Source organism: Agarivorans sp. QJM3NY_33 (genome assembly GCF_050870865.2).
GTDB lineage: Bacteria > Pseudomonadota > Gammaproteobacteria > Enterobacterales > Celerinatantimonadaceae > Agarivorans.
Window position 1 is genome coordinate 274,453 of sequence record NZ_CP194039.2, and the last position, 26,715, is coordinate 301,167.

Annotated in this window: 25 protein-coding genes; 12 read left to right on the forward strand and 13 right to left on the reverse strand. The window is 46.6% G+C overall.

Features of this window, described 5'->3' with window-relative positions; genetic code table 11:
* Window positions 1-181: 181 nt before the first annotated feature.
* Window positions 182-328 (reverse strand): hypothetical protein, encoded by a 147-nt coding sequence (locus ACRRSY_RS01240; RefSeq protein ID WP_432455021.1) that lies wholly within the window; start codon window positions 326-328, stop codon window positions 182-184.
* A gap of 312 nt (window positions 329-640) precedes the next feature.
* Between ACRRSY_RS01240 and ACRRSY_RS01245 the strand changes: the two genes are divergently transcribed.
* Both ACRRSY_RS01245 and ACRRSY_RS01250 read left to right on the forward strand, forming a co-directional pair.
* Window positions 641-1,030 (forward strand): SirB2 family protein, encoded by a 390-nt coding sequence (locus ACRRSY_RS01245; protein ID WP_432464208.1) that lies wholly within the window; start codon window positions 641-643, stop codon window positions 1,028-1,030.
* A gap of 4 nt (window positions 1,031-1,034) precedes the next feature.
* Complete coding sequence (locus ACRRSY_RS01250) at window positions 1,035-1,265, forward strand: hypothetical protein (protein ID WP_432464209.1); 231 nt, start codon at window positions 1,035-1,037, stop codon at window positions 1,263-1,265.
* 239 nt (window positions 1,266-1,504) lie between these two features.
* On the opposite strand, the gene ACRRSY_RS01255 is transcribed toward ACRRSY_RS01250, so the two are convergent.
* From ACRRSY_RS01255 to def, 5 genes are all read right to left on the reverse strand, one after another.
* Window positions 1,505-2,953, reverse strand: a complete 1,449-nt coding sequence (locus tag ACRRSY_RS01255) for a TrkH family potassium uptake protein (RefSeq protein WP_432456114.1) — start codon at window positions 2,951-2,953, stop codon at window positions 1,505-1,507.
* Between the two features lie 22 nt (window positions 2,954-2,975).
* Entirely contained in the window at window positions 2,976-4,358 is a 1,383-nt protein-coding gene (gene trkA / locus ACRRSY_RS01260) for a Trk system potassium transporter TrkA (RefSeq protein WP_432464210.1), read from the reverse strand.
* Between the two features lie 69 nt (window positions 4,359-4,427).
* Window positions 4,428-5,750 carry a 16S rRNA (cytosine(967)-C(5))-methyltransferase RsmB gene (gene rsmB, locus ACRRSY_RS01265; protein ID WP_432464211.1) on the reverse strand — a complete coding sequence of 441 codons (1,323 nt, stop codon included), beginning with the start codon at window positions 5,748-5,750 and terminating at the stop codon, window positions 4,428-4,430.
* Window positions 5,743-6,699: a methionyl-tRNA formyltransferase gene (fmt, locus tag ACRRSY_RS01270; RefSeq protein WP_432464212.1), complete on the reverse strand. Its 957-nt coding sequence runs from the start codon at window positions 6,697-6,699 to the stop codon at window positions 5,743-5,745. The genes rsmB and fmt overlap by 8 nt, the downstream gene beginning before the upstream one ends.
* 28 nt (window positions 6,700-6,727) lie before the next feature.
* Entirely contained in the window at window positions 6,728-7,225 is a 498-nt protein-coding gene (gene def, locus ACRRSY_RS01275) for a peptide deformylase (RefSeq protein WP_432464213.1), read from the reverse strand.
* A 102-nt stretch (window positions 7,226-7,327) separates the two neighbouring features.
* Here def and ACRRSY_RS01280 point away from each other — a divergent pair, with 102 nt between their 5' ends.
* From ACRRSY_RS01280 to ACRRSY_RS01295, 4 genes are all read left to right on the forward strand, one after another.
* On the forward strand, window positions 7,328-8,401 hold the full coding sequence (locus ACRRSY_RS01280; protein WP_432464214.1) for a LysM peptidoglycan-binding domain-containing protein: 1,074 nt from the start codon (window positions 7,328-7,330) through the stop codon (window positions 8,399-8,401).
* Window positions 8,402-9,505: a DNA-processing protein DprA gene (dprA, locus tag ACRRSY_RS01285; RefSeq protein WP_432464215.1), complete on the forward strand. Its 1,104-nt coding sequence runs from the start codon at window positions 8,402-8,404 to the stop codon at window positions 9,503-9,505.
* Between the two features lie 2 nt (window positions 9,506-9,507).
* A complete protein-coding gene (locus ACRRSY_RS01290; RefSeq protein WP_432455012.1) occupies window positions 9,508-9,981 on the forward strand; it encodes a DUF494 family protein in 474 nt (157 codons plus the stop codon).
* Between the two features lie 143 nt (window positions 9,982-10,124).
* Window positions 10,125-10,703 carry a DNA topoisomerase family protein gene (locus ACRRSY_RS01295; protein WP_432455011.1) on the forward strand — a complete coding sequence of 193 codons (579 nt, stop codon included), beginning with the start codon at window positions 10,125-10,127 and terminating at the stop codon, window positions 10,701-10,703.
* Window positions 10,704-10,939: 236 nt separating this feature from the next.
* Here ACRRSY_RS01295 and glnG read toward each other — a convergent pair whose 3' ends face one another.
* From glnG to glnA, 4 genes are all read right to left on the reverse strand, one after another.
* Window positions 10,940-12,349, reverse strand: coding sequence for a nitrogen regulation protein NR(I) (gene glnG, locus ACRRSY_RS01300; RefSeq protein ID WP_432464216.1), 1,410 nt, complete (start codon window positions 12,347-12,349; stop codon window positions 10,940-10,942).
* Window positions 12,350-12,361: 12 nt separating this feature from the next.
* Window positions 12,362-13,417 (reverse strand): nitrogen regulation protein NR(II), encoded by a 1,056-nt coding sequence (glnL, locus tag ACRRSY_RS01305; protein WP_432464217.1) that lies wholly within the window; start codon window positions 13,415-13,417, stop codon window positions 12,362-12,364.
* A gap of 76 nt (window positions 13,418-13,493) precedes the next feature.
* On the reverse strand, window positions 13,494-14,036 hold the full coding sequence (locus ACRRSY_RS01310; RefSeq protein ID WP_432464218.1) for a DUF4124 domain-containing protein: 543 nt from the start codon (window positions 14,034-14,036) through the stop codon (window positions 13,494-13,496).
* A 104-nt stretch (window positions 14,037-14,140) separates the two neighbouring features.
* Window positions 14,141-15,547: a glutamate--ammonia ligase gene (glnA, locus tag ACRRSY_RS01315; protein ID WP_432455007.1), complete on the reverse strand. Its 1,407-nt coding sequence runs from the start codon at window positions 15,545-15,547 to the stop codon at window positions 14,141-14,143.
* 340 nt (window positions 15,548-15,887) lie between these two features.
* Between glnA and typA the strand changes: the two genes are divergently transcribed.
* Window positions 15,888-17,711, forward strand: a complete 1,824-nt coding sequence (gene typA, locus ACRRSY_RS01320) for a translational GTPase TypA (protein ID WP_432464219.1) — start codon at window positions 15,888-15,890, stop codon at window positions 17,709-17,711.
* A gap of 252 nt (window positions 17,712-17,963) precedes the next feature.
* Here the strand turns inward: typA and cls are convergent, their stop codons facing one another.
* Window positions 17,964-19,412 carry a cardiolipin synthase gene (cls, locus tag ACRRSY_RS01325; protein ID WP_432464220.1) on the reverse strand — a complete coding sequence of 483 codons (1,449 nt, stop codon included), beginning with the start codon at window positions 19,410-19,412 and terminating at the stop codon, window positions 17,964-17,966.
* A 105-nt stretch (window positions 19,413-19,517) separates the two neighbouring features.
* Window positions 19,518-21,074, reverse strand: a complete 1,557-nt coding sequence (locus tag ACRRSY_RS01330; protein WP_432464221.1) for a SulP family inorganic anion transporter — start codon at window positions 21,072-21,074, stop codon at window positions 19,518-19,520.
* Window positions 21,075-21,268: 194 nt separating this feature from the next.
* Here ACRRSY_RS01330 and ACRRSY_RS01335 point away from each other — a divergent pair, with 194 nt between their 5' ends.
* Window positions 21,269-22,153, forward strand: a complete 885-nt coding sequence (locus tag ACRRSY_RS01335; protein WP_432464222.1) for a virulence factor BrkB family protein — start codon at window positions 21,269-21,271, stop codon at window positions 22,151-22,153.
* Window positions 22,150-22,587 (forward strand): D-aminoacyl-tRNA deacylase, encoded by a 438-nt coding sequence (gene dtd / locus ACRRSY_RS01340; RefSeq protein ID WP_432455002.1) that lies wholly within the window; start codon window positions 22,150-22,152, stop codon window positions 22,585-22,587. The genes ACRRSY_RS01335 and dtd overlap by 4 nt, the downstream gene beginning before the upstream one ends.
* A gap of 32 nt (window positions 22,588-22,619) precedes the next feature.
* Here dtd and ACRRSY_RS01345 read toward each other — a convergent pair whose 3' ends face one another.
* Window positions 22,620-23,888 carry a hypothetical protein gene (locus tag ACRRSY_RS01345; protein WP_432464223.1) on the reverse strand — a complete coding sequence of 423 codons (1,269 nt, stop codon included), beginning with the start codon at window positions 23,886-23,888 and terminating at the stop codon, window positions 22,620-22,622.
* 110 nt (window positions 23,889-23,998) lie between these two features.
* Here ACRRSY_RS01345 and ACRRSY_RS01350 point away from each other — a divergent pair, with 110 nt between their 5' ends.
* The 3 genes from ACRRSY_RS01350 to ACRRSY_RS01360 all read left to right on the forward strand — a co-directional run bounded on the left by ACRRSY_RS01350 (window position 23,999) and on the right by ACRRSY_RS01360 (window position 26,464).
* Window positions 23,999-24,424 carry a hypothetical protein gene (locus ACRRSY_RS01350; protein ID WP_432464224.1) on the forward strand — a complete coding sequence of 142 codons (426 nt, stop codon included), beginning with the start codon at window positions 23,999-24,001 and terminating at the stop codon, window positions 24,422-24,424.
* Window positions 24,425-24,505: 81 nt separating this feature from the next.
* The gene (locus ACRRSY_RS01355; RefSeq protein ID WP_432454999.1) at window positions 24,506-25,438 is read left to right on the forward strand and encodes a YiiD C-terminal domain-containing protein; all 933 of its coding nucleotides are present in this window, start codon (window positions 24,506-24,508) and stop codon (window positions 25,436-25,438) included.
* A gap of 90 nt (window positions 25,439-25,528) precedes the next feature.
* Window positions 25,529-26,464, forward strand: coding sequence for a LysR substrate-binding domain-containing protein (locus ACRRSY_RS01360; protein WP_432464225.1), 936 nt, complete (start codon window positions 25,529-25,531; stop codon window positions 26,462-26,464).
* The last annotated feature ends 251 nt before the right edge of the window (window positions 26,465-26,715 follow it).

Consider the following 26,715-nt stretch of genomic DNA (forward strand, 5'->3'; position numbering starts at 1 on the left):
GATAAGGTTTCAAGCTGAGGCTGATTCTAACTAGATAGCGGATCTAAGGCTAGTTCGCTGACATTTATCAACAAAAAACTGCCTTTGCGGCTAATTCTTAGTTAATTCATCTAAGTGGACTTTATCCGCTAGTCTATTCAACTATGCTGTATTGAATAACACGATTCCTGTTCGATGGTGTTTAATTGTTGTCATCGGATGTAGAGGCTGCAAGCTCTGCCATCTCATTAGGGTCAACGCCTAATTCTTGGCAAGCATCTAAAAATGAAGCGCCAGTGTGACACATTAAAATATCAATTGCGGGCAGTAAATTAGGTGCTTCTGACATGTTTGGCCTCATTATATTGTTAATAAAAAGATAATAATGTTAAGCACTGTCCCATAGTTTCACGACAAGCCCTAGAGATCTCGATCACAAAAATACATTTACTCTACGGATGATTTAAGTCGTGGCTGTTGTCGCTTGGCGGCGATAGGCGGTTTTTTAATGAGCTTGCTGACTTTATGTTAAGCGTTTGTGGTGAGCTGAAAATAATTGTTATCGCTTAGCTAAGCTCATACACTGAGGCATTATTGTGACACCCGATGATCCGCAGCGGCTGAATTCGCGGCGGTTCGCTATTCATAACAAGGAATTACCATGCTTGAATACTATTCAATGGCCAAACATCTCCATATGACGCTGGCGACGCTGAGTATTATTGGTTTTGTTTTCCGCTGGTTGTTAGCCTTGAAAGGCTCAGCGATGCTCAATCGCAGATGGTTGAAAGTTTTCCCTCACTTGGTTGATACCTTATTATTGGTCGCAGCTATTTTCTTGTGCATTGCTTCGCAACAATATCCTTTGGTTGAAAATTGGTTGACGGTTAAGGTTGTATTATTAGTGGTCTATATCTTACTGGGAGTGTTTGCCTTGAAGCGTGCGCCGAACCAGTTGATTCGAATATTGGCTGGCCTGGCCGCCATTGCGGTGTTTGCTCAGCTGTTGGTTGTGGCGATAACCAAGTCGCCGCTCGGGCTATTGGCTTAAGTGTATGTTTCGATTATCACTGCGTTCACTGCTGCTTAATCTATGGCATTTCTCTATCGTTTATAGTGTGGTGCTGATTAGTATTGGCTATTGTGAGGTGATGCAGCTGGATTTTGAAGTGGTGGACCAGGGGATTAATCGGCACAAATGGAGCATTATTGGCCTATATTTTCTATATTTGACCTTCTGGTGGTGGCTTAATCCTTATTTTAGCCGCTTACGACGCTCCTACTAAATCAGGCCGCTTTACTTGTTGTGAGTGCGGTTAAAACGGTTCACTGTTGCTTGGTCATATGGGGTTGATTCGCTAAGATTTTTCTGGCCATACTAAGCTCAAATGCTGCTTGAAAAGTTCGAGTCAAAGTCTGCTGTACTGGCTTACGAGGTATGTGGGTTAAAATGCTCCGCAAACACCAGGCGCTTAACAAAGCGCTTCGTTGAATGGGCAGCTAAGCGAGCAAGCTCAATTGCCGCTTAATTATAACGCCAATAACTGGGTAAGAATAAGACCAATACTGTTAGTACTTCTAGGCGTCCCAACAACATGCCGATCGAGAGTAACCACTTTGCGGAATCTGGTAGCAGGTGAAAGTTATGATCAGGGCCGATCACTCGACCGAGACCGGGGCCCACATTGGCTAAGGCGGTCATCGCGCCAGATAAAGCGGTGACCGGGTCTAAACCGAGTAAGGCGAGGCCGCTAGCGAGGATGATCAGGGTAAAGAAGAACGCAAAAATAAAGGCGACCAAGGAGCGAATATGCTGCTCACTCACAACCCGGCCGTTATAGCGGTGTGGGTAGATACCGTTGGGGTGTAGTAATTGTTTGAGTTGGCGTGAAAATAAACCACTGGCTAATTGAAAGCGGAAAATTTTAATTCCCCCCGAAGTCGACCCCGAACAAGCACCCACCAACATTAAAAAGATAAATAACACGGTGGTGAAGTTCCCCCAATGGCTGAAATCGGTGAGGCCATAGCCAGTGGTGGTGATGATGGAAATAATATTGAAGGTGCTAATCCGCATTGCATCGAGCAATGAGAAAGTTCCATGCAGCCATAGCCAAAGGCTCATCATGCCGCCTAATACTAAGATGACGGTAATAAACCCTCGGACTTGAGCATCTCGCCAGATATAGCGTAAATCGCGGTGGCGTAGGGTTTGCACCAATAATAAGAACGGCAGGCCACCTAGCAGCATAAACATACTACTAACCCAATGACTAGCGTTACTAAAGTGTGCCATCGATTCATCGGAGGTGGAGTAACCGCCGGTGGAGATAGTCGTCATGGAGTGATTGATCGCTTCAAACCAGTCCATACCCGTAATATGGTAGGCAACAGCACAAAGTAACGACAGTAATAAATAAACCTTCAGCATATTACTGGCGACGTTTTTAGTTTTGGGCGTGTTTTTATCTGACCAGTCGGAAGATTCAGTTTGGAACAGCCGCATTCCGCCAACATTTAAAAACGGTAAGATGGCTACGCTGAGTACGATAAAACCAATGCCACCTAACCATTGCAACATCGAACGCCACAGCAAAGCACTCTTGGGCATGTCATCTAATCCGGCCAATACCGTTGAGCCAGTTGTGGTCAGGCCAGACATGGTTTCAAAAAAGGCATCGGTAAAACTAATGTGGTCGATACGATAGAGCGGCAGCGCGCCAAATAGACAGGCAACCAGCCAGACCGTGGTGGTGAGCAAAAACATTTCCCGAACCGATAGCTTGAATGTGGCCTTACTGCCCCAACGAATTAGCGCAAAGGAGGTGGTTTGAGTCAGTACAATGGTGTAAAAAAACTCAATGTAGTCGGGCTCATCGTAAGCCATACCTAAAGCGAGTGGTGCTAACATGAGTAAGCTGAGTTTCGATAACACTAGCCCGACGATAAACATAATCGGCCGTAGATTTGGGATAATCACCTGCGGTTACCTTAAATTACAGGAAGAAGGGGCTAGGTTGGAATAAACGTTCAACCTCAGGAATAAACTTCTTATCCACTAAGAACATCACCACGTGGTCATCTTGCTCGATCACAGTATCATCATGCGCGATAATCACTTGGTTATTGCGCATGATTGCGCCGATGGTGGTGCCCGGAGGAAGCTTGAGCTCGCCAACACTGCGGCCGACAACCTTGGAGGTATTATTATCACCATGAGCAATCGCTTCTATCGCCTCAGCAGCGCCATGACGCAAAGAGTAAACATTAACAATGTCAGCACGCCTTACATGAGTTAACAGCGCTGAGATCGTCGCTTGCTGCGGTGAAATTGCAATGTCGATGGCACTCCCACCGCCTTGTACTAATTCAACATAAGCACCGCGTTGGATCAACACCATGACTTTCTTGGCGCCCATTCGCTTGGCGAGCATTGCCGACATAATGTTCGCTTCATCGTCATTGGTGACGGCAATAAAGACATCGACCTGCTCAATATTTTCTTCGCTCAATAGTTCTTGATCGGAAGCATCACCACAAAACACTATTGTGTTATTGAGCATTTCTGCGAGCTGTTCGGCTCGTCGTTGATTATGCTCTATCAGTTTCACGCTGTATTGACTGTCGAGGCGTTTGGCTAAGGCGGCTCCAATATTTCCCCCTCCCACGATCATGATCCGGCGGTAAGGTTTTTCGAGCTTTTGCAGTTCTGCCATGACCTTACGGATGTGATCGCTCGCGGCGATAAAGAACACTTCGTCATCGGCTTCAATCACCGTAGTGCCTTGTGGCCGAATCGCGCGTCCTTGGCGGAAAATCGCAGCAACTCGGGTTTCAATGTCAGGCATGTGGTCCCGTAATACTGATAAAGCGTTTCCGACTAAAGGCCCACCATAATAGGCTTTAATGGCAACCAAACCCACTCGGCCACGGGCAAACTGCATCACTTGCAGGGCGCCAGGGTAGTCGATGAGGCGGCTGATATAATCGGTGACTAGCTGCTCAGGTGCGATCAGATGATCGACGGGGATGGCTTCGTTACAAAACAAAGCCTCTTTTTCCGCGAGTAATTCTTCTGAGCGGATCCGCGCGACTTTATTTGGGGTATTAAAGAGGGTGTAGGCGATTTGGCAAGCTGCCATATTGGTTTCATCGCTGTTGGTAACGGCCACTAACATGTCGGCGTCATGCGCGCCTGCTTCACGTAGTACACTGGGGTGGGCTGCATGCCCCAATACGACTTGTAAATCAAACTTGTCTTGCAGTTCTCTAAGGCGATCCTGATCATTATCAACAATAGTGATGTCTGATTTTTCGCCGACTAGGTTCTCTGCTAGCGTGCCGCCAACCTGACCCGCGCCAAGAATGATTATTTTCATTATCCTAACAATACCTCAAGCATTCATTGCCAATTTTTAGTGTTACCTTTGCTGCAGCTAAAGGCAAGCTTAACTGTTGCTTTTACGCAGACGCGCATAATAAAAGCCATCCATGTTATTGTCACCGGGTAAAAGTTGCCAGCCGGGTTGCTGAGCCGTTTCGTTTTGGTTAATTGGGAGCAACTCAGCATCAGCAGTTTGTTGCAAAAATGCCGCGATTTGTTGGTAGTTTTCTTCTGGAAGTACCGAACAGGTAGCATATAGCAATACGCCTCCGGGCTTAAGATGTTGCCACAGCGCCGTTAATATTTGTTGCTGTAGTTTTACTAGCTCGGCGATATCGGCTTCTCTGCGGAGCCATTTTATATCGGGATGGCGACGGATTACACCAGTAGCGGAACAGGGCGCATCCAGTAGAATTCTATCAAAGGGCTGCTGATTCCAACGCTCAGGTTGGCTGGCATCGGCACAATGTAAGGTGGCTTTTAGCTGCAAACGTTGTAGATTTTCACTAACACGATTGAGTCGAGTTTGCTCGGTATCGACCGCGACGAGTTCGGCCAGTTGTGGCTGCAATTCCAAGATATGACAAGTTTTTCCGCCTGGTGCGGCACAGGCATCTAAGACTCGTTCTCCCGCCTGGGCATCGAGTAGCGCAGCTGCCATTTGGGCTGCGCCGTCTTGCACCGAAGCTGCCCCTTGAGCAAAATCAGGTAACTTATTGACTGCTTGGGCTTTCTCCAGGCATAAGGCTTGGGGGGCTAGCTCGCTATGCTGGCTGCCAATTTCCAGCTGGTTTAACTGTTGTTGATAGTCTAGAGTCGTGCCTTGAAGGGCGTTGACCCGCAGCCACATCGGCGCATGTTGGTTATTGGCGGATAAAATATCCTGCCAACGCTGCGGATAAGCAGCCTTGAGTCGTTTGGTGATCCAGCTTGGATGACAAAATTGCAGACTATCGTTGGCGGTTAACTGCGGTTCAAGTTGCTCGCGTTGGCGCTCGGCATTTCGCAGTACCCCATTGACTAATTTCTTTAAGCTATGCAGCTTGAGTTGCTGGGTGGCTGAGACGGTCTCAGAGACTGCGGCATGCGCAGGTACCCGCATATAAAATAGCTGATAGAGCCCCACCATTAATAAAAAGTGGCCGTTACGGATTTTGCCTTTGAGGGGTTTATCCATCAATTGCTGTAACACCGCTTCGAAGCGCGGCAACCAGCGCAATACCCCAAAACACAGCTCTTTAACTAGCGCATGATCTCGCGCCACGACTTGCGGTAATACTCGGGGCAGCATTTGGCTTAAGGATTGTCCCTGGTCGACCACTTGAAACAAAATATTGGCGGCTGCCGCACGGGCGTTAATTTGTTTGAGCTTTGGCTGTTCAGCCATGTTTATTCTCCAGCACCAGACCGGGGCTAAACCAGTCCTTTCGGGCATTGAGTACATCGGCGGCGGCTAAGGCTTTTTTGCCCGGCAGCTGAATTTGTTCTAAGCGTAAGGCGTCTTTGCCAGTTGCAACCACTATTCCGCCCTTATCGGCGCTGAGTATGGTTCCCGGGGGGGCGGTGTTTGGCATGGCCACAACACTGGCTTGCCAGACTTTCACATTTTGCTCGGCGACCGGAAAATAGCTGACAGGCCATGGATTAAAGGCGCGAATACAGCGTTCGATAAATTCGGCGTCTTGTTGCCAGTTGATACAAGCTTCGGCTTTAGTTAACTTTTTCGCGTAATTCGCTTGCGTATCATCTTGCGGAGTAGCGGTTAACTTGCCTAGGGCCATGCCATCAACCGCCTGGATGAGCGATTGAGGGCCAACTTCGGCCAGTCGCTGATACAGGGATGCGCTGGTTTCATCCTCGGCGAGGGCGACTTTTTCAAGTAATAACATATCGCCGGTATCTAAGCCGATATCCATCTGCATGATGGTGACCCCGGAATGGCTGTCACCGGCCCAAATAGCGCGTTGGATCGGCGCAGCCCCACGCCAGCGAGGCAATAGAGATCCATGCACGTTGATACAGCCCAAGCGTGGGCTATCTAGGATGACTTGTGGCAATAGCAAGCCGTAAGCCACCACCACCATTAAATCGGCATTTAATTCCGCTAACTGTTGTTGTGCGGTTTCAGCTTTAAAATTCTCCGGCTGATAAACGGGAATTTGGTGTTGTTCGGCCAGTTGTTTTACCGGACTAGTTTGCAGCTTTTTTCCGCGCCCCGCAGGGCGGTCGGGCTGAGTGTAAGCCGCGACGATCTGATGTTCGCTATTGATGAGTGCTGCTAAATGGCGCGCCGCGAAATCGGGCGTGCCTGCAAAGATGATCCGCAATGGCTTCACGCTGTTCTCCAAATTTGATGTTTTACGATTAGCGTTTTGCAAGCTTTTGGAGCTTGGTTTTTAGCCGTTGGCGTTTGAGCGGGGAGAGGTAATCGATAAACAATTTCCCTTTCAGGTGATCTAACTCGTGTTGTACACAAATCGCCAATAAGCCTTCAGCTTCAAAAACTTGCTGGTTGCCATCGGTATCTAGTGTTTGTACTTTAATCTTTTCAGCTCTTGGCACATCAGCGCGATATTCAGGCACTGATAAACAACCTTCTTCGTTTAACTGTTCACCTTCACTTTCGATGATTTTGGCATTAATTAACACCAGGGGTTGATTGCGTTCTTCCGATACGTCGATAACCACGATCTGTTGATGAATGTTGACCTGAGTCGCAGCTAGGCCAACTCCTTCTTCTAGATACATGGTTTCAAACATATTTTTGATTATAATTCTAATACTATCATCAATATTCTTAACGGGTTGCGCTATAGTCCTCAGACGCTCGTCGGGAAAACGCAATACTTCGAGTGCAGCCATAACTTTAGTCTTTATTCAGGTTTTGGTAGATTGAAGGTAATTCTAGTCATTTATCTGACTAAAAAACAGCTTTGCATAATAGGGATGTCGTCGGGAGACACTATGAAAGGGATTAAATGGGCTTGGTTAGTGGCTGCGTTACTACTTGCTGGTAACCTAATGGCCGACACTTTGCGTTTAAAAGATGACTTCCCCGAAGTGTATGTGGTGAAGAAAGGCGATACCTTATGGGACATCTCGGCGCTTTATTTACACTCTCCCTGGTTATGGCCACGCTTATGGCAATTTAACCCACATATTGAAAATCCGCATCTGATTTATCCTGGTGATCGCTTATCGTTAATTTATGAAAATGGTGAGCCACGCTTAGTGCGCAAGCGGATCGTTAAGAAATCACCGCAGGTGCACATTGAAGAAAAACAGCAGCCTATTCCAACCATTCCTCTGGCGGCGATTGGCAGTTTCTTGTCGCATGATCATGTGATTGACCAGCAGTCGCTACAAGATATCCCTTATGTACTCGGTGATAACGATGCTGAGTCGCGGATTGCTTTAGGGCGGGCTATTTATGTTCGAGGTGAGGCCGAACCGGGTAAATATTACGGGATCTATCGAGTCGGTGATAAATATACAGATCCCGAGACTAAAGAAAATTTAGGGCAAAAACTGAATTTTATTGGAGTGGGTTTGGCGGAGCGCTTACACCCAAATAATATGATCCAGTTTAAGGTTGTTCAGGTACTAAAAGAAATTAATCAAGGTGACATCATGCTGGCGTTGCCTGACCAAGACCGCTTACCCGCCTATTTTGTGCCAAATAATAAGCAACTTGCTTCGCCCGGGGTGATTCTTTCTGCTGCCACAGATACCTCTGTAATGAGTCGTAACGATGTAGTGGTGATTAATAAAGGTATTCGTGACCATGTTGCGCCGGGGGATATGTTTGCGATTACTCAACCCGGCCAGGTGATGATTGATAAGGTACAACGCAAGTCCTACGAAGAGACGGCTAATCATTACGATAGATTGTTTAATAAGGAAGATCAGCGGGTGACCTTGCCGAATGAAAAAGTGGGCGAATTAATGGTATTTAAATCTTATGATAAGGTCAGCTATGCCATTATTACCGACAGTAGAGTGATGGTGCGGGCAAATTATTTGGTCGAGAGTTTATAGTTGCTGCCAAGCTTAACGCTTGAACAGTACCTGCGGCTGGCCGGAGTGCCCCGCTTTTCTCCCAGCCGCCTGTTGGCGGTCTTAACTCGTTGTAGTGTAGAACAATTATTTGCTGCAGATGCCAAGCAACTTGCTGCCTGGCAGTTTAGTGATGCGCAAATTAAGGCGCTGTTGCACCCAGAACAAGTGCGTATGTCGCTTGCCCTGCGTTGGTTAGAGCAGGAGCGATGTCATTTATTGGGTTGCTTCGACCCGCTTTATCCCGAATGTTTAAGACAAATACAGCGGCCCCCTTTGCTGTTATTTGTGCGAGGCCATCCAACCTTACTCAGCAGCCAGCAACTTGCAGTTGTGGGCAGTCGTCATGCGAGTTGGCGGGGCCTACAGCAAGCTCAAGACTTTGCTCGTCAGTTAACACAACAAGGACTAACTATTACCAGTGGCTTGGCTTTAGGCGTTGACGCTGCAGCCCATAAGGGTGCTTTGCAGGCGAGGGGCGACGGCACGATTGCAGTCGTGGCGACGGGGCTTGATCGCGTTTATCCAAAACGGCATCAGGCTTTGGCGCATGAGATTGCGGAACAAGGCGCGATGGTAAGTGAGTTTTGGCCCGGTACCGCTGCGAAGGCTAATCACTTTCCTCGGCGAAATCGTATTATCAGTGGTTTAAGTTTAGCGGTCTTGGTGGTCGAAGCCGGGCTGCCTAGTGGCTCTTTACTCACCGCAAATTATGCCGCTGAACAGGGCCGTGATGTATTCGCTGTCCCTGGAGCTATTGATGACCCTTTGCATGCAGGTTGCCATCACTTAATTCAGCAAGGCGCTAAATTAGTCACCTCTGCGGCCGATATAACAGAAGAGTTAGTTGGTTTTGTTGCTCAGCCAGAACAGCATTTAGCGTCGCTGGAGAAAAATATGCAAGAACAAGATTTGCCTTATCGGCAATTGTTGGATAACTTAGCATATGAGAGCACTTCAATTGATGATTTGGTCTTAAGCACTCAACAACCTGTTGATGCTGTACTGGCTCAGTTAACTGAGCTTGAGATATTGGGTGTTGTGGCCGTCGTGCCAGGTGGTTATGTGAAGCTGAGGAGGAACTAGTTATGTTTGATATCCTCATGTATCTATTCGAAACTTACATTCATAGTGATGTAGAGCTGCTGATGGATCACGATGAGCTTACAGAAGAGCTTAGCCGTGCGGGATTTCATAAAGAAGAGATCTATAAGGCCTTAGATTGGTTGGAACAACTTGCAGCCTTGCAAGATAGTGACAAACAACCTTATTTGAATCCTTCAGATATACCATCATTACGCATTTATACTGCGCCAGAAATTGCCAAGTTAGATGTTGCTTGTCGAGGTTTCCTACTGTTCTTAGAACAGATGAAAGTCTTGAATGCTGAAACACGTGAAATGGTAATTGACCGGGTGATGGAGCTTGACGGACCAGAACTTGAGCTGGAAGATTTGAAATGGATCATTTTGATGGTGCTATTCAATGTTCCCGGTAGTGAGTCGGCCTATCAGCAAATGGAAGAATTGTTATTTGATCTTGGTGACGGGCCTCTGCATTAAAGTGCTTAGGTTTGAAGCGATGATACACCGCTAACTGGCGGTGTTTCAGGCTGCTTATTGCTCAATCAGACACGCCGCTGTCGAATTAATACGCCTCAACCTGCAATTTTGTTATGCTTAGCCAAGTTGAATGAGGTGTAGCCATGTCCAAAATTGATCCTAAATTGTTTTCTGCGCATGAACATGCCTTAGAGAAAGAATACGAGGTTTGTCCCAAGTGTGGTGGTGAGCTGCAGCATCGCAGTAGTAAATCGGGAGCTTTCTTGGGATGCAGCCAATATCCCAGCTGTGATTATAGCCGTGCTCTACACCAGCAAGACCACTCCTTGGAGAAAGTTTTACCCGGTACTATTTGTCCCGATTGTGGTGAGCCCTTGATGTTGCGACAAGGCCGCTATGGCATGTTTATTGGTTGCAGTGCTTTCCCCCAATGTCAACATATCGAATCGGCTCAGCCGCAAGCCGAAGACTCGCCCGATATCCAGTGCCCTGCCTGCGGTAAAGGGCAACTGGCGAAACGTCAATCTCGTTATGGTAAAACGTTCTATGCTTGTGATTGTTACCCGAAATGTTCGTATGCGGTCAATGATAAGCCAGTCGCGAAAGCTTGCCCAGATTGTGGCTGGAAACTATTAGTACTGAAAAAAACCGCAGCAGGAATACGTGAAGTTTGTCCGCAAAAAAACTGTCAGTATAAGAGTGCACCAATCGAGCAGAATTAAACTGGCGCAAACATTAAGAAAATAGAAAGGGAAGCGAGCTTCCCTTTTTGCTGGCTTTATATCGCACCGCGTGTGAGATAAACAGTTATACCAATCTAACTCATGATCGGTTCATTTCTACTGGCCTAAATCACCGCTAACGGCGTGATGTATTTTGTCATTAGAGCCACTAATTACTGATTATCGGCAGATTTATGCTGCGCAATAAGTTGAGCACATAATGAGTCGGATTGGTATTAGTCTTCGACGTTCAGCTCTTTGAGTTTACGGGTGAGAGTATTTCTCCCCCAGCCTAATAAGCGAGCGGCTTCTTGTTTATGCCCATGGGTATGTTCTAAGGCGGTGGTGAGCATGATCCGTTCAAAGTCGGGCATGGCTTCACCCAAAATATCAATTTGTCCCGAGACTAACTGTTGCGACACCCAAATTTTTAGCAGGGTTCTCCAGTTTCCTTCACTATTCTCCTCGTGTTCGGTGACGACCGGTTTGCTTAACTCAGTCGGAAGATCCGCCGGTAATACTTCTTGACCACTGGCCATCACCGTAAGCCAGCGGCAAACATTCTCGAGTTGTCTTACATTACCTGGCCAAGCTAGTTGCATCATGAACCTTTGGGTATCTTTGTGTAAGGATTTACTCTCTACATTTAGTTCTTTGGCGGCCTGGCTTAAGAAGTGTTTGGCGAGTGATGGAATGTCTTCACGACGTTCACACAGGGATGGTAAGTGAATTCGAATCACGTTGAGGCGATGGAATAAATCTTCACGGAAGTCGCCTTCGGTCACTTTCTTCTCTAGGTTCTGGTGGGTTGCCGCAATGATCCGTACATCCACTTGAACAGGTGAATGGCCTCCGACCCGATAAAACTGTCCATCCGCTAATACCCGTAATAAACGAGTTTGAATATCTAGGGGCATGTCACCAATTTCATCTAGAAATAGGGTACCGCCGTTGGCTTGTTCGAAGCGTCCATGACGAATATTGTTAGCACCCGTAAATGCCCCTTTCTCGTGGCCAAATAGTTCTGATTCGATTAAATCTTTAGGGATCGCGGCCATGTTTAAGGCAATAAAACTGCCATTTGCGCGGGGGCTGTGTTTGTGCAGTGCATGGGCAACCAGCTCTTTACCGGTCCCCGATTGACCGTTAATCAAAACTGAAATGCTAGAGCGGGATAGGCGTCCAATCGCCCGAAACACTTCTTGCATCGCAGGTGCTTCACCAATAATTTCTGGTGCGGGAGAACTGGGTTTGCTACTGACTTTATTACCTTTTTGCTCGCGGGAAACGGCAACGGCCCGTTCGGTTAAGGCGACTGCTTCATCAATGTCGAAGGGTTTGGGTAAGTATTCGAATGCGCCCCGTTGATAGGCATTTACCGCACTATCGAGATCGGAGTGGGCGGTCATAATAATCACCGGCATTTCTGGAAAATGGGTCTGGGTTTTTTCGAGTAAACTTAAACCATCCATGCCTGGCATTCTAATATCAGAAATAACCACATCGGGCTGCTCGTAATCGAGCTGCTGTAGCATCAATTCTCCATCGGCAAAGCTTAAGCAGTCGTAGCCCGCAGTTTTTAATGCTTTTTCCAACACCCATCTGATAGAGCTGTCGTCATCAACTACCCATACTGTTGCTGCCATCTTAGTACATCCTTAACGTCTTAGGGGAAGATGAATGGTAAACTCGGTGTGACCCGGCCAACTTGCGCATTCAATCTTGCCTTTATGTTGATTGATTAAATTTTGTGCGATTGATAAGCCCAAACCAGTGCCGCCTTCTCGTCCCGTGACCATAGGGTAAAATAGGGTGTCGAGAAGTTCGGTTGGTATGCCTGGGCCGTTATCGATGATTTTAATTTCTGCTGCTAATCTAAAGCGCCGGCCCGCAATGGTGGCTTGGTGCGCGGTTCTGGTGATGATATTGATGGTTCCGCCTGCAGAGCCAAGCGCTTGAATTGCATTCTGTACAATATTGAGGAAAGCCTGCAGTAATTGTTCGTGGTCCATTTCAAAATCGGGAATACTTGGGTCGTAATCACGATCGATGGCGATCCCCTCGGGGAGTTCGAAGCCAACTAATTGGCGTACTTTTTCTAATACCGAATGCACATTGTGTAATTCGTGTTGACCGGGACGCTGTGGCCCGAGTAAACGATCAACCAGTTTTCGTAATCGATCCGCTTGCTCGATGATAATGCCAGTGAACTCTTTCAGTTCTGGATTTACCAGTTCTTTTTCCAATAGCTGTGCTGCGCCCCGTAATCCACCTAGTGGATTTTTTATCTCGTGAGCTAAACCGCGCACCAATTCCTTGGCCGCTTGTTGCTGAGCGTGTTGATAAAGTTCCTGTGAGATTTTCTTTTGTTGGCCAATGGCACGCATTTCTAACATTAAGCGATAGGAATGTTGCTCTTGTAATCGGGTCGCCGAGAGCTCAACCAAGGCATGATGGTTATCAAACACCAAGGTGACTTCGTTGTCGGTAAAGCTTTGACCAACCCCGCAGATGCTGCCTAACTTACTTAGGTCTAGTGAGCTGTGTTTAATTTGTAAAGTCAGTGGTTCGTTGATCAGCCGTTTCGCACTTTGCCCGAGTAATTGCTCGGCCGAAGCATTCACATATTGGATATTGAGTTCAGCATCGAGCAACACAATCGCTGTTACCTGATTTTCAAGTACCAAGCGCTCTAGCCCAGAAATCTTCAACACAACTCTCTCCTGAATGGATTGCACCACTTTGGTGCTTCTGCACTAATTTTAACGCTAAATAGCAGAGAATGAGAACTTAGCTTCCCCCTGCTGTAGTGCTTACGCTGCCTGATGTTTTAGCACGGTGCAAAAATATGGTTATTGTTTCGGATGATGCAATAAGCTTGCCCGAACTATCGACTAGCTGCACTTGAATTGTGTGGGCGCCTCGATCAATGTTGGTGAGTTGAAAATGAGCTTGTTTAGATAACTGGCCTTGAGGCAGCTGATCGAGCACTAATTTGTAGCTCATGCTGTTATTTGGTGCGGGTAAGGTAGCGGCTTTGATGGTTATTTTACCTTGATTATCCCTGATTGTTTGTTCATTCAGTGGCTGGCTGATATTTAATTGATATTTGATGGTTTTTTCAGCTTTCTTGACGGCTGCCCGAGGGCTTACCAGTGGCCCTTGAGTTGCTGGAGGGACGGGGTTGACCTCTAATTGAGTGGCACCCGCTTGCGGCTGATCGGAGAAGTGAGTGACACCTTGTGCATCCACCCATTGGTAGACGGTGTTGTTTGCTTGGGCGCTGAACAATATGCAGTGCATCGCTAAAAAGATCGTTAAATATTTACCCATCTTTATTTCCTCTGAGCTAATTAATTAAGGTGGGCAAGATTTACATGAAAAGCAATAAAAAAACCCGCTTAAAAGCGGGTTTTTGAAGCGATTTAACGTTTTGTTTATACGCTGTAGTACAATTCGAACTCAACTGGGTGAGTTGTCATGTTAATGCGTTCAACGTCTGCAGCTTTCAATGCGATGTAAGAATCGATGTAATCATCACTGAATACGCCACCGGCAGTTAAGAATTCGCGGTCAGCATCTAGATTCTTCAGTGCGTCTTCTAACGAAGTTGCAACTTGTGGAATGGCTGCAGCTTCTTCTGCTGGTAGGTCGTACAAATCTTTATCCATAGCATCGCCAGGGTGGATCTTGTTCTTGATCCCGTCAAGGCCAGCCATCAACATTGCAGAGAATGCTAAGTATGGGTTGGCTGATGGGTCAGGGAAGCGAACTTCGATACGACGTGCTTTTGGAGATGGAACCACTGGGATACGAATTGACGCAGAACGGTTACGTGCTGAGTAAGCTAGCATTACAGGGGCTTCAAAACCAGGGACCAAACGTTTGTACGAGTTAGTCGAAGCGTTCGCAAAAGCATTGATTGCTTTCGCGTGTTTGATGATACCGCCAATGTAGAACAATGCAGTTTCAGATAGGCCACCGTATAGGTCACCAGCAAACAAGTTTTCGCCGTCTTTCCAAATAGATTGGTGAACGTGCATACCGCTACCGTTATCACCAACAACAGGCTTAGGCATAAAGGTTGCTGTTTTACCGTAAGCGTGAGCTACGTTGTGGACAACATATTTAAGAACTTGAGTTTCATCGGCTTTTTCAACAATTGAGTTGAATAAAGTTGCGATTTCGTTTTGACCAGCGGTTGCCACTTCGTGGTGATGCGCTTCAACAGTTTGGCCCATTTCTTCAAGTACTAAACACATTGCAGAACGTAGGTCTTGTGAAGAATCGACAGGGGCAACTGGGAAGTAACCACCTTTCACTCCAGGACGGTGACCAGTGTTACCATCTTCGAAGTGCTTGTCTGAGTTCCAAGATGCTTCATCAGCATCAATTTTGTACATAGAACCTGACATGTCAGTTTTGTATTTAACATCATCAAACAAGAAGAACTCTGGTTCTGGACCAAAATAAGCTGCATCTGCAACGCCAGTAGAGCGCATGTAAGCTTCAGCGCGCTTAGCAACTGAACGTGGGTCACGGTCGTAACCTTGCATCGTTGCGGGTTCAAGAATGTCACAACGAAGGTTCAGAGTGTTTTCTTCAGTGAAAGGGTCTAATACGGCGGTAGATGCATCTGGCATCAAAACCATGTCAGATTCGTTAATGCCTTTCCAGCCAGAAATAGAAGAACCATCAAACATTTTACCGTCGGTGAAGAAATCTTCGTCAACCTGGTGAGATGGGATAGATACGTGTTGCTCTTTACCTTTAGTATCAGTAAAGCGTAAGTCAACGAATTTAACTTCTTGCTCTTTAAGCAAAGCTAAAACTTCTGCAGACATGTTTTTAACCTCCGGTGTCATCAAAATTGATGGTTCAAACGATTTAGTAGTATTTATGACGAATTAACGTTGTTGTGTTGCTTCAAGCTAAAATTGTGCCAACACATAAAGCCTTGATATATATGGTGGTACTACGACTAGGCATCAAATTAGTGCAAACTAACGCACCTTGTTGGTGCTATCTTTGTCCATGTTGGTGCATGAGCTTTTGAGCAGATCAATCATACCCTAATTGCTAGTTAGAAAAACCGTGATCAACTTAAAACTATGAGAATTTGTCGTTTATATGTACAATAGCCCACTTTTTGATTTTACCTCATTATATAAAGGGCTAAACGCCGTGCTAGATAAGTTAAGAAACATCGCCATTATTGCTCACGTCGACCATGGGAAAACTACCCTGGTAGACAAGCTATTGCAGCAATCAGGAACTCTAACTACCCGTGGCGATGCTGAAGAGCGAGTCATGGACTCTAACGATATTGAAAAAGAGCGTGGTATTACGATTCTTGCAAAGAATACTGCTATCGAATGGCATGATTACCATATCAATATCGTAGATACTCCTGGACACGCCGACTTTGGCGGCGAAGTAGAACGTGTGATGTCAATGGCTGATTCGGTCTTGCTGTTGGTTGACGCACAAGAAGGCCCAATGCCGCAAACCCGCTTTGTGACTCAAAAAGCTTTTGCTCAAGGCCTGAAGCCAATTTTGGTGATCAATAAAATCGATAAGCCTGGCGCTCGTCCTGATTGGGTGATGGATCAAGTATTTGATTTATTCGATAACCTCGGTGCCACTGATGACCAATTAGACTTTAAAGTTGTTTACGCATCAGCTATCAATGGTTGGGCGACAATGGATTTAGATAATCCATCAGACAATATGGAACCACTGTTCCAAGCGATTGTAGATAACGTTGCACCCCCAGCCGCTGATCCAAACGGCGATTTCCAAATGCAAATCTCTCAGTTGGATTACAACTCTTATGTCGGTGTGATTGGTGTTGGCCGTATCACCCGCGGCAGTGTTGTGCCAAACCAGCAAGTGACCATTATTGGTGCTGATGGTAAGAAACGTAACGGTAAAATAGGCCTCGTGCTAAATTACCTCGGTCTTGAGCGTAAAGAAACTACTCTCGCGGAAGCGGGTAACATTATTGCTATCACCGGTTTAGGCGAGTTAAAAATCTCTGACACCGTTTGTGATACCAATAATGTAGAAGCTTTAACACCTTTAAGCGTAGATGAACCAACGGTGAACATGACCTTCCAAGTGAACAACTCTCCGTTTGCTGGTAAAGAAGGTAAGTTTGTGACCTCTCGAAATATTTTAGAGCGTTTACAAAAAGAAATGGTGCATAACGTTGCATTACGTGTTGAAGAAATGGATGACCCCGATAAGTTCCGCGTATCAGGTCGTGGTGAGCTTCATCTGGGGATCTTGATCGAAAACATGCGTCGTGAAGGCTTTGAACTTGCAGTATCACGTCCAGAAGTAATTCTACGTACCGTTGACGGTAAACTGGAAGAACCCTATGAAACAGTGACCATTGATGTTGAAGAAGCGCATCAAGGCAGTGTTATGGAGCAAATGGGCATTCGTAAGGGTGACCTCACCGATATGGCTCCAGACGGTAAAGGTCGTGTTCGCATGGACTTCCTAATGCCAAGCCGTGGTTTGATGGGTTTCCAAACTGAATTCATGACTCTCACTTCGGGTTCTGGTTTGATTTACCATACTTTCGAGTGTTACGGTCCACACAAAGGCGGCACCATTGGTCAACGTCAAAATGGCGTATTAATCTCCAATGCTAGCGGTAAAGCACTGACTTACTCGTTGTTTAACTTACAAGACCGTGGTCGTTTGTTTGCTAAACATGCTGACGAAGTATACGAAGGTCAGATTGTTGGGATCCATACCCGTGAAAACGACCTAACGGTAAACTGTTTGAAAGGTAAGCAGCTCACCAACGTTCGTTCTTCTGGTACCGATGAAGCTCAAACCCTTACGCCGCCGATCGTGTTAACTCTAGAGCAAGCTTTAGAATTTATTGATGATGATGAACTCGTTGAAGTAACACCAGAGAGTATTCGTATTCGTAAGCGCCACCTTACTGAAAACGATCGTAAGCGTGCAGCTCGGCCACCAAAAGCGCCATAAGCTGTGCTTATGACTTAAAAATTAACAAAGGCAGCGCAAGCTGCCTTTGTTGTTTCTGGAGCCGATTAAATGCAAATGCCTGTTGTATACCAATCTAACTCATTATCTGTTCACTCTTACTGGCCTCAATCACCGCTAACTGCGTGATGTATTTTGTGATTAGAGCCATTAATTACTGCGCTTCATGCCTGGTTATCTGCGGATTTATTCAGCGCAATAAGTAGAGCATATAATTAATCAGCTTGGTATTACTCAAAGCAGGGGACTCACCACGTGTAATAAGTTTTCGATGAGGCGTCGGTAAAGAGGACGTTTACGCCAGGCGATAGGGTCAATTTGGCTGCTCTGATCTAGATAAGCTCGTACAGTCTGATATAAGTTTTGAGCATATTGATGATCATCGATGATGCTGGTGACTTCAAAGTTTAACCAAAGGCTGCGCATGTCTAAGTTAACGCTGCCCACCAGAGCCACTTGTTGGTCGATAAGCAAGCTTTTGGTATGTAACAATCCTCCTTTGAAGCGGTAAATTTTAACGCCAGCATCTAATAATTGCTGGTAAAATGAATGACTGGCATAGCGAACTAAGAAAGAATTATTTCGTGCAGGTAAAATTAGCACCACTTCTACACCGCGATTAGCTGCGCTAACCAAGGCCATTTGTAGACTTTCGTCGGGAACAAAATAGGGGCTGGTCAATATAATTTGCTGTTGTGCGACATACAAAGAAGTCAGCAGCAGTTGGATGATATGGTCTCCAAAGATGCCCGGTCCCGAAGGCATGATTTGCATTGACTGCTGCCCTTTAACTGCAAATGAGGCTTCAAAACTGATGGCCTCAATCAATGGCGTATCGGTTTCCATTTCAAGATCGTAGGCCACTACCGCTTGTAGGTTGATGGCAGCAGGGCCTTCGACGCGTAGCATCAAGTCGACCCATAGCCCAAAGCCACTGGTTTGCTGAAATAACCGAGGGTCCACCAAATTCATTGAACCGGTATAAGCGATTTTCTGATCGAAAGCGGCAATTTTTCGGTGCAAACGTAAGTCGACACGTTGCAGTAACATCCGTATCGGATTGGCGTGCAGCGCTTCCACAACATTGACCCCCGCTTGTGCCAGTTGTTGTCGTTTCACGGAACGCAGAAACTGCCGAGAGCCGACCGAGTCGGCGAGCAGGTAAACGCTGAGTCCTCGGCTTGCTGCAGCGGCTAATGCATCCAGTAAGGGGTCCACTAAACCGCCCTCCTGCACAATGTAAAATTCAAAATAAATACTTTGTTTTGCTTGAGAGGCATCTTCGGTGAGTCGTCGTAAAGTCTCCAGCGAGTCATCTAAATTGGTGAGTTGATTGCCGCCTAGGATCGGTAGGCCTAGCAGTCGTCGGGTGAGTCGATTGAGTGGCTCTGCTTGGGCAGAGCAGGCATGCTCCTGCACATAAGGAGAGCGACTAAATTGATGGATGCTTTGTTTATACTTTACTTCTATTAAGCGTGCGCGTTTCACGCGTAAGCGTCCTAGATAGCGCTCACCAAATAATTGGTAGCAAATAATACCGAGTAGCGGAATTGCGATAATAAGTAGCAGCCAGCTCAGAGTCACACCGACAGGGCGGCGTTTGATCACCACTTGAAAGATCACCGCAATGATCAGCAGGGAATAAATTAGTAGCGCTAAATCAGATAAGACGGTATCTAACAACAGCTTCTCACCCCAGTTCAAATGATAGAGTTTAAAATTAGCATGAATTCAATAAAAAAGCCGCGACCAGAGAGGCGCGGCTTCGGTGAGCGATAATGCTGAGCGTTAACCTAAGGTGTCACTCGCTACTTTATAGCTTGGATCTTCAATCAGATTCACTTCAACCATGCTTCCGGCTTTACTTAATAGCTTACGGCATTCAGGGCTAAGGTGTTTAAGATGCAGCGTTTTACCTGCTTTTTCATAACGTTCGGCCAAGGTATCGATAGCTTCGATAGCTGAGTGGTCACTCACTCGTGATTTAGCGAAATCAATCACGACATCTTTTGGGTCATTCTCGGGATTAAATAGCTCGAGAAAGTTGGCTGTCGAGCCAAAAAATAATGGACCATCTAACAGATAAACTTTGTGTTCTTCATCAACACTCTCGGTGGTGATATAGATGTGTTTGGCATGTTGCCATGCGAAGACCAGCGCCGATACGATCACGCCAATCACTACGGCGATGGCTAAGTCGGTGAATACGGTGACGACCGAGACCAAGACAATCACGAAAAAATCGGCCTTAGGAACTTTATTCATCATTCGTAGACTGGCCCATTCGAAGGTGCCTAATACCACCATGAACATCACCCCAACTAAGGCAGCTAAAGGGATCATTTCAATTAGAGAAGACCCAAATAAAATGAAACAAAGTAGTGCGAGTGCGGCTGTAATCCCAGAGAGACGACCGCGGCCGCCGGAACGAATGTTAATCATGCTTTGGCCTATCATCGCACAACCACCCATCCCGCCAAAGAAGCCTGTGGTCACGTTAGCAACCCCTTGGCCAATACATTCTTTATTACCGTGTCCTCGGGTGCTGGTCATCTCATCAACCACGGTCAGAGTTAATAGTGACTCAATCAGGCCGATCGCTGCGAGTACCACGGCATAGGGCAAGATGATGGTTAAAGTTTCAAGATTCAGCGGAACACTTGGAATGGCAAAGTTGGGTAGGCCACCAGCAATGGTCGCATCAGCGTGTCCGGTCATGCTACGCACAAAATCGACCACCGTACGGGCGTCTAAACCGAGCAGGTGAACCGCTACAGTTACGCCTACAATTGCAACCAGCGAGGCTGGCACTGCATTGCTAAGTTTGGGTAGAAAATGAATTATAGCCATGGTGGCTGCTACTAAAGCTAACATGGTCCACAATTGGGTTCCTTGCATCCATTCTAAGTCACCGAGGGCATTGCTAACTTTAAATTGGCTCAGTTGAGCTAAGAAAATCACAATGGCTAGGCCATTGACGAAGCCTAACATCACTGGATGGGGCACCATCCGGATAAATTTACCTAAATGACATATACCCGCCAGAATTTGCAGTATTCCCATTAATACTACCGTGGCAAACAAGTATTGCACGCCGTGGTCGGCGACCAGTGCAACCATCACCACTGCTAATGCACCTGTAGCACCAGAAATCATTCCGGGTCGGCCACCGATGATTGCAGTAATCAAACCTACCATAAAGGCCGCGTACAAGCCGACGAGGGGCTCGACGCCTGCAACAAAAGCGAAAGCGACCGCTTCGGGGACGAGTGCAAGTGCGACGGTTAAACCTGAGAGCAGGTCATTTTTAACCGTGGCTCCTCTAAATCTTGGAAATTCAAACATGTAGTTAGGATCCGGTGAACAACGAAACGAAATGGGGCAGGATTCTAGCATCAAATGTGATTTAGTTCAAAAAAACATCACCCAAATAAGTATCTATAGTGCTCGATAAAGATACATAAGCCCTTGTTAAACTTGAGTTGCGCCCTTAACTGAGTCATTCTTTGCAAGAATAATTATTTTTGGGGCAAGGGATCATGGCGCAATGGTTAACGGCAAGTCGCTGGCAAGGGCTGTGGGTTGAGGCGCAGGCCTTTAGCGGATTTCTGCTCGAACGGATTAAAGATGGCAAACTGACCATGATCGCCAGTTCTCTCGCCTATGTGACCTTACTCTCTTTAGTGCCTCTGGTTGCAGTGACTTTTTCCATCATCAGCGCCTTTCCGGTGTTTGCTGGTTTTCAACAATTGATCGAAGATTTTGTGTTTAATAATTTCGTTCCCGCCTCTGGCGATGTGGTGCGAGAGAATTTGCGTGGCTTTGTGGATAACGCGTCGAAAATGACCACCGTTGGGATTGTTGCCTTAGCAGTGATCGCACTGATGTTAATTTCCTCCATCGATAAAAGTTTAAATATGATTTGGCGAGTGACGGTTAAGCGTCGCTGGCGCAGCGCCTTTCCTATTTATTGGATGATTTTGACGCTGGGGCCTTTATTGATGGGGGGCAGTTTGGCGCTGAGTTCTTATATTTTCTCGATACAGTTATTTGCCGATGAGACTCTATTGGGGATCTGGAACCAATTGCTACGGGTGGTACCGTTGCTGTTTTCTATTGGAGCCTTTTGTTTGCTTTATTTATTAGTACCGAATAAGCAGATCCGCTTTGTGCACGGTTTTACTGGTGCGGTGGTTGCAGCCTTGTTGTTTGAAGTGTGTAAACGTGGCTTTGCCTTTTACGTTTCGTCTTTTCCTTCCTATCAAGTTATTTATGGCGCACTAGCCAGTATTCCTATCTTGTTTGTTTGGGTTTATTTAAGTTGGATTGTGGTGTTGTTTGGTGCTGAAATTACTGCCGCTTTAGGTGAATTTACTCAGTTGAAAAATTCATCGCCAAATTCTGTTATTGAGGAATCGTCATGATTGCATTGATTCAAAGAGTGCGCCAAGCTAGTGTTAGCATTGAGGGGGAAATGACCGCAAGTATTGGTGCTGGCTTATTAGTATTGCTCGGTGTAGAGCAAGCTGATGATCAGGCCAAAGCAATTAAACTTTGCGAGAAGGTGATTAAATATCGAGTCTTTCGTGACGCTCAGGGGAAAACCAACCTAAATCTACAACAGGCCGGCGGCAGTTTGTTGGTGGTATCGCAATTTACCTTGGTCGCAGAAACCGATAAAGGTTTACGACCGGGATTTTCTAAGGCGGCCACCCCGGATCAAGCTAAATTTCTTTACCAATTTTTCGTGGAGGCTTGCCGGGACCGAGGGCTGGCGACGGAAACGGGCACTTTTGCCGCCGATATGCAGGTTTCCTTGGTCAATGATGGGCCAATGACCTTCTGGTTGCAGGTGTAATTAGGCTGCCACTTGTTGACAGCCTAATCTACTTAATTCACTGCGATGTTATTCATGCTAAATTCACTGTCGTTGAACACTAGCTGACTCTGGTCTCGGCCTGCTTGATGCTCTAAGTAACCCGCCTGACGTAGTGCCAAAATATAGCCAGCCAAGGGGCTGTAGCTAAATAGCTGGTCACTCACATCGATGTTTAGTTTTAAGTCTAAATAACGTAACAGCTGTAAGGGCTTAGATATCTCGGTGAGCTCAAAGGGCAATAGCTTGGCCAGTCCAGAAAGTTGTAGATCGCCCTTTAGTACGGTTTGCGAGTAATTTGAATCGATGTTCACGGCGAGCTGATCAAGCTGCCAGTCGAGTCCCGCTGCGACGACTTGTTGTACCAGTGGATCCAGCGCGCTTGCTTGGGTCTGCTGCTGTTTGAGTTGGCTCAATTGAATTAAACTATCCATTGGCATCCCCCCTAATTGAGAACGTAAGCGCAGTTTCTCCATCGTGAGATGTTGTTCACCTTCTGAAAAATGGAGCTTACCGAGTTCGCCATTAATCCCCAAATAAGCCTTTTGTTGCTGTTCGCTAAATTGGTTGTTGACCTTCAGTTGCTGTAAATCGAAGCTCATATGAGCTTCGGCGAGTTGAAAGCTGAGGCTGGCGACCGACCAGTTAGCTTGCTCGACTAGTGTCCATTGCTGGTGTTGGGTAAAACGTTCACTGAGCTGTATTTGCCCAATCGAGATGAAATCGCCTTGCTGTTGGTGGTCAGTTAAATGCATTCCTTGCCAATCGAGATTCAACTCTCCTTGCTGCATGGCTAAGTCGCTGGTGAGATTAAGCTGTAAAGGGGCTACGTTTAGTTCGACTTGTTGCAAGGTTTGTTGAAAGCCCTCTAGCTTAAATTGCTGGGTCAGTCGTTGTCGGATAATATTTGCCTGCCAACGCCCTTGATGCGCGAAAGGTGCGAGTTGGTAATGTTGCAGTAGCGCTTGATAGTCAGCTTGCTGCGGGTCAAATTGCCATTCTCCAGTTAACCACAGCGGCCAAAAGGTCACTCGTTGTTGAATCACTAGGTTCACGGCTTGGGGAGCTAAACCCAATTGTTGCAAATCGCCTTGAAGTTGCCAGGTTTCGTTCTGCTGCCACCAGTTGCTGTTGTCGATTTGCCGACTCAGTTGCCATTGCTGTTGCTGTGCGAGTTGAGTGAGCCATTGGCTGACTTGCTGCTGATATTGATAATGGCCGAGGCCTTGAGCAAGTCCAAGTAAGCCGAGTAGTAACAGCGCGCAGAGCAATAATTTTTTCATTTCAGCAGGTCCATTGATGGTAACTAGCGATGCAAAGTCTGGTCATTCTATATGGATTTGCTAAGGAATGCTGTAGGCTGAGCTGTGCTTGGATTTGAGGAACTGAGAGTTTGGATGATTTATTTGCGGTGCTTGCTGATCTTTATAGCCCCCTCCAGGCATTACTGTTGCTTACCGCATTTTACGCTAGCCATCGCCTGAATAGGCATTCTTCGGGGGACGTTTGGTGGCGCTTAGGTTTGAGCCTGGGGATGACTTATGGGCTGATGTTGGCTGACAATTATTATTCGTGGTGGCCAAGTCTGGGTCTTGATTACAGTACCCATACCGCCTTGGCCTTTAGTCTTCAAACTGCGTTGGCGCAGCTGTACCCCCGTTGGCGGGGACTGAGTTGGCTGGCCTACGGGGCTTATCTTTGGTTAATGTATCACTTGGCTTATCACAGCCTGATGGATATGTTAACGAGTATGTTGATTGTTGGTTTACTGTTGTATTTAACTGTAAGATGTAAAACTTGGCTTCATTTGACAAAATAGTTAATCATCAATAGTGGTTGGCGCGAGTCGCCGCCTGTGTTTAGCTTACTTGTTGGTTGATAAGCGATAAGGAATGAGTTTATGTATAAGGTCGTTTGCCCAGAAGCTCTCGGTGAAATGGACAAATACTACCAATTTCGCTGGGAAGTATTAAATAAACCCTTACAACTCCCTTTAGGGAGTGAACGTGATGCTTATGATGCGCATAGTATTCACCGGATGATCCATGACCGTAATGGTGAAGCGCTGGCTGTCGGGCGTTTGTTTCTGAGCGACAATAAAGAAGCTCTAATTCGTCATGTGGCGGTTGCTCCTGAACAGCGGAAAACCGGTTTGGGAACGCTATTGATGTTAGCCTTGGAAGCGGCGGCTCACGAAGAGGGGGTGCAGCGTATCGTGGTGAATGCTCGGGGTGAGTCGCAAGCATTCTTCCGTAGTTGTGGTTTTGAGCCGGCAGGGAGCCCAAATTTTGATAAGGTAAAAGTTAAAGTTCAGCAAATGGTGAAAGAGCTTTCTGCTGAGCATCGTTTTGTTCGTCAACCAAAGTTGTGTACAGCCTTACAGCAAATGTTTAATCAGCAGATCCCAATGAGTGAAAAAATGGGCTTGCGTTTACACCAGTATACCGGAAAGCAGCTTACCACCAGGCTCGCGCTGGCGGGTAATAGTAATCCGCATTCGACCATGTTTGCTGGCAGCATCTATAGCCAAGCGGTGTTGTCGGGTTGGGGAATGATTTGGTTAATGTTGGAAGAGCATGGTTTTGCTGGTGATATTGTTTTGGCAAAGGGGGAAATTAAACACCGTAAAGCGATTAGTGACGATGCTCTCGCAACCGTGAATAAGAGTCAAATGAAGGGTAGTTTACTGCCTTTGTTAGACGCTAAAAAATGTAAGATGACGGTCACTGTTGAAGTTTACTGTGAGAAAAAATTGGCCGCTGAATTCAAAGGATTTTACATCATTTTGCCTCGGACCGAGGCAAATCATGAAGCGTCGACGGCTGCGATTTGATGATTGTTCGCTGATTTATTTTTGCTTCGCGGAATTATTGTTATATTAGCTGCGTAAATAGATCTTCATCGATTCATCTGGAAAGCTTATATGCAACATCTTTATCGCTTTAGCCTCAAACAGTTATCGGTTTTTGTCACCATCGCTGAAACTCAAAGTGTGAGTGTGGCGGCACAGCAGCTTGCGATGAGCCAGTCAGCGGCCAGCATGGCATTAAGCCAATTAGAATCAGGTTTGGGGCAACGTTTATTTGAACGTCAAGGGAAGCGCTTACGCTTGAATCATTGGGGCCATTGGTTACGTCCCCGAGCGAAGCGGATATTGATGGAAAGTCAGCATGTGATGCAAGGATTTGCTGGCCAGCAAATTATTAGTGGAGAGTTGGCTGTGGGGGCCAGTCAAACCATTGCTGAGTATTTTCTCGCTCAGATCATTTCTCGTCTCGACCAAGACTATCCGGATTTAGTGATTAGCCCACAGATTAGTAATACCGAATCGGTGCTGGGGGGCTTACTCGATTATCGACTGCAGTTGGGCATGATAGAAGGCCACTGTGTGGATAGCCGGATTGTGCAACAAGTTTGGTGTGAAGATCATCTGGTGGTGGTGGCGGGTCAGCAACACCCACTAGCAACCAAGTCGCAGGTGAACTTAGCCAGCTTAAGTCGGGCCCGTTGGGTATTAAGAGAAGGCGGTTCGGGGACTCGAGAGATCTTTAACGGTGCGATTCATGGCAAAATTACTCGACTGAAGGTATGGCGGGAATACAACCACGTCCCCAGCTTGATTGCATTGGTGGCGAATGGGGCTTACTTAAGTTGTTTGCCCTGGCGTAGCGTTGAGCAGGCAGTGCAGGCGGGCCAGCTTGTGCGCTTAACGACTCCCGATTTAGATATGCGTCGTAGTTTCAATTTTGTGTGGCGTAAAGATAGTAGCCAAAACCCATTGCGTGACTGTTTGATTGAACAGGCGCTGGCCCTAAATACCGGTTCTATTCCACATCCCTCTTTAGATTTACTTAGCTAGGGCTGTACTTGGTTGAGAGGATAGCGACACGGCGGTACTTGTGGCGTTTGGACAAATTGATGTTGTTCTACAAGATAACAGCGTTGCGAACGGTGATGCTCGAGGCTCATCGAAGGGGCACCGCAAGCTTAGCTAGGGTTGTACTTGGTTGAGAGGATAGCGACACGGCTGTACTTGTGGCGTTTGGATAAATTGATGTTTGTTCTACAAGATAACAGCGTTGCGAACGGTGATGCTCGAGGCTCATCGAA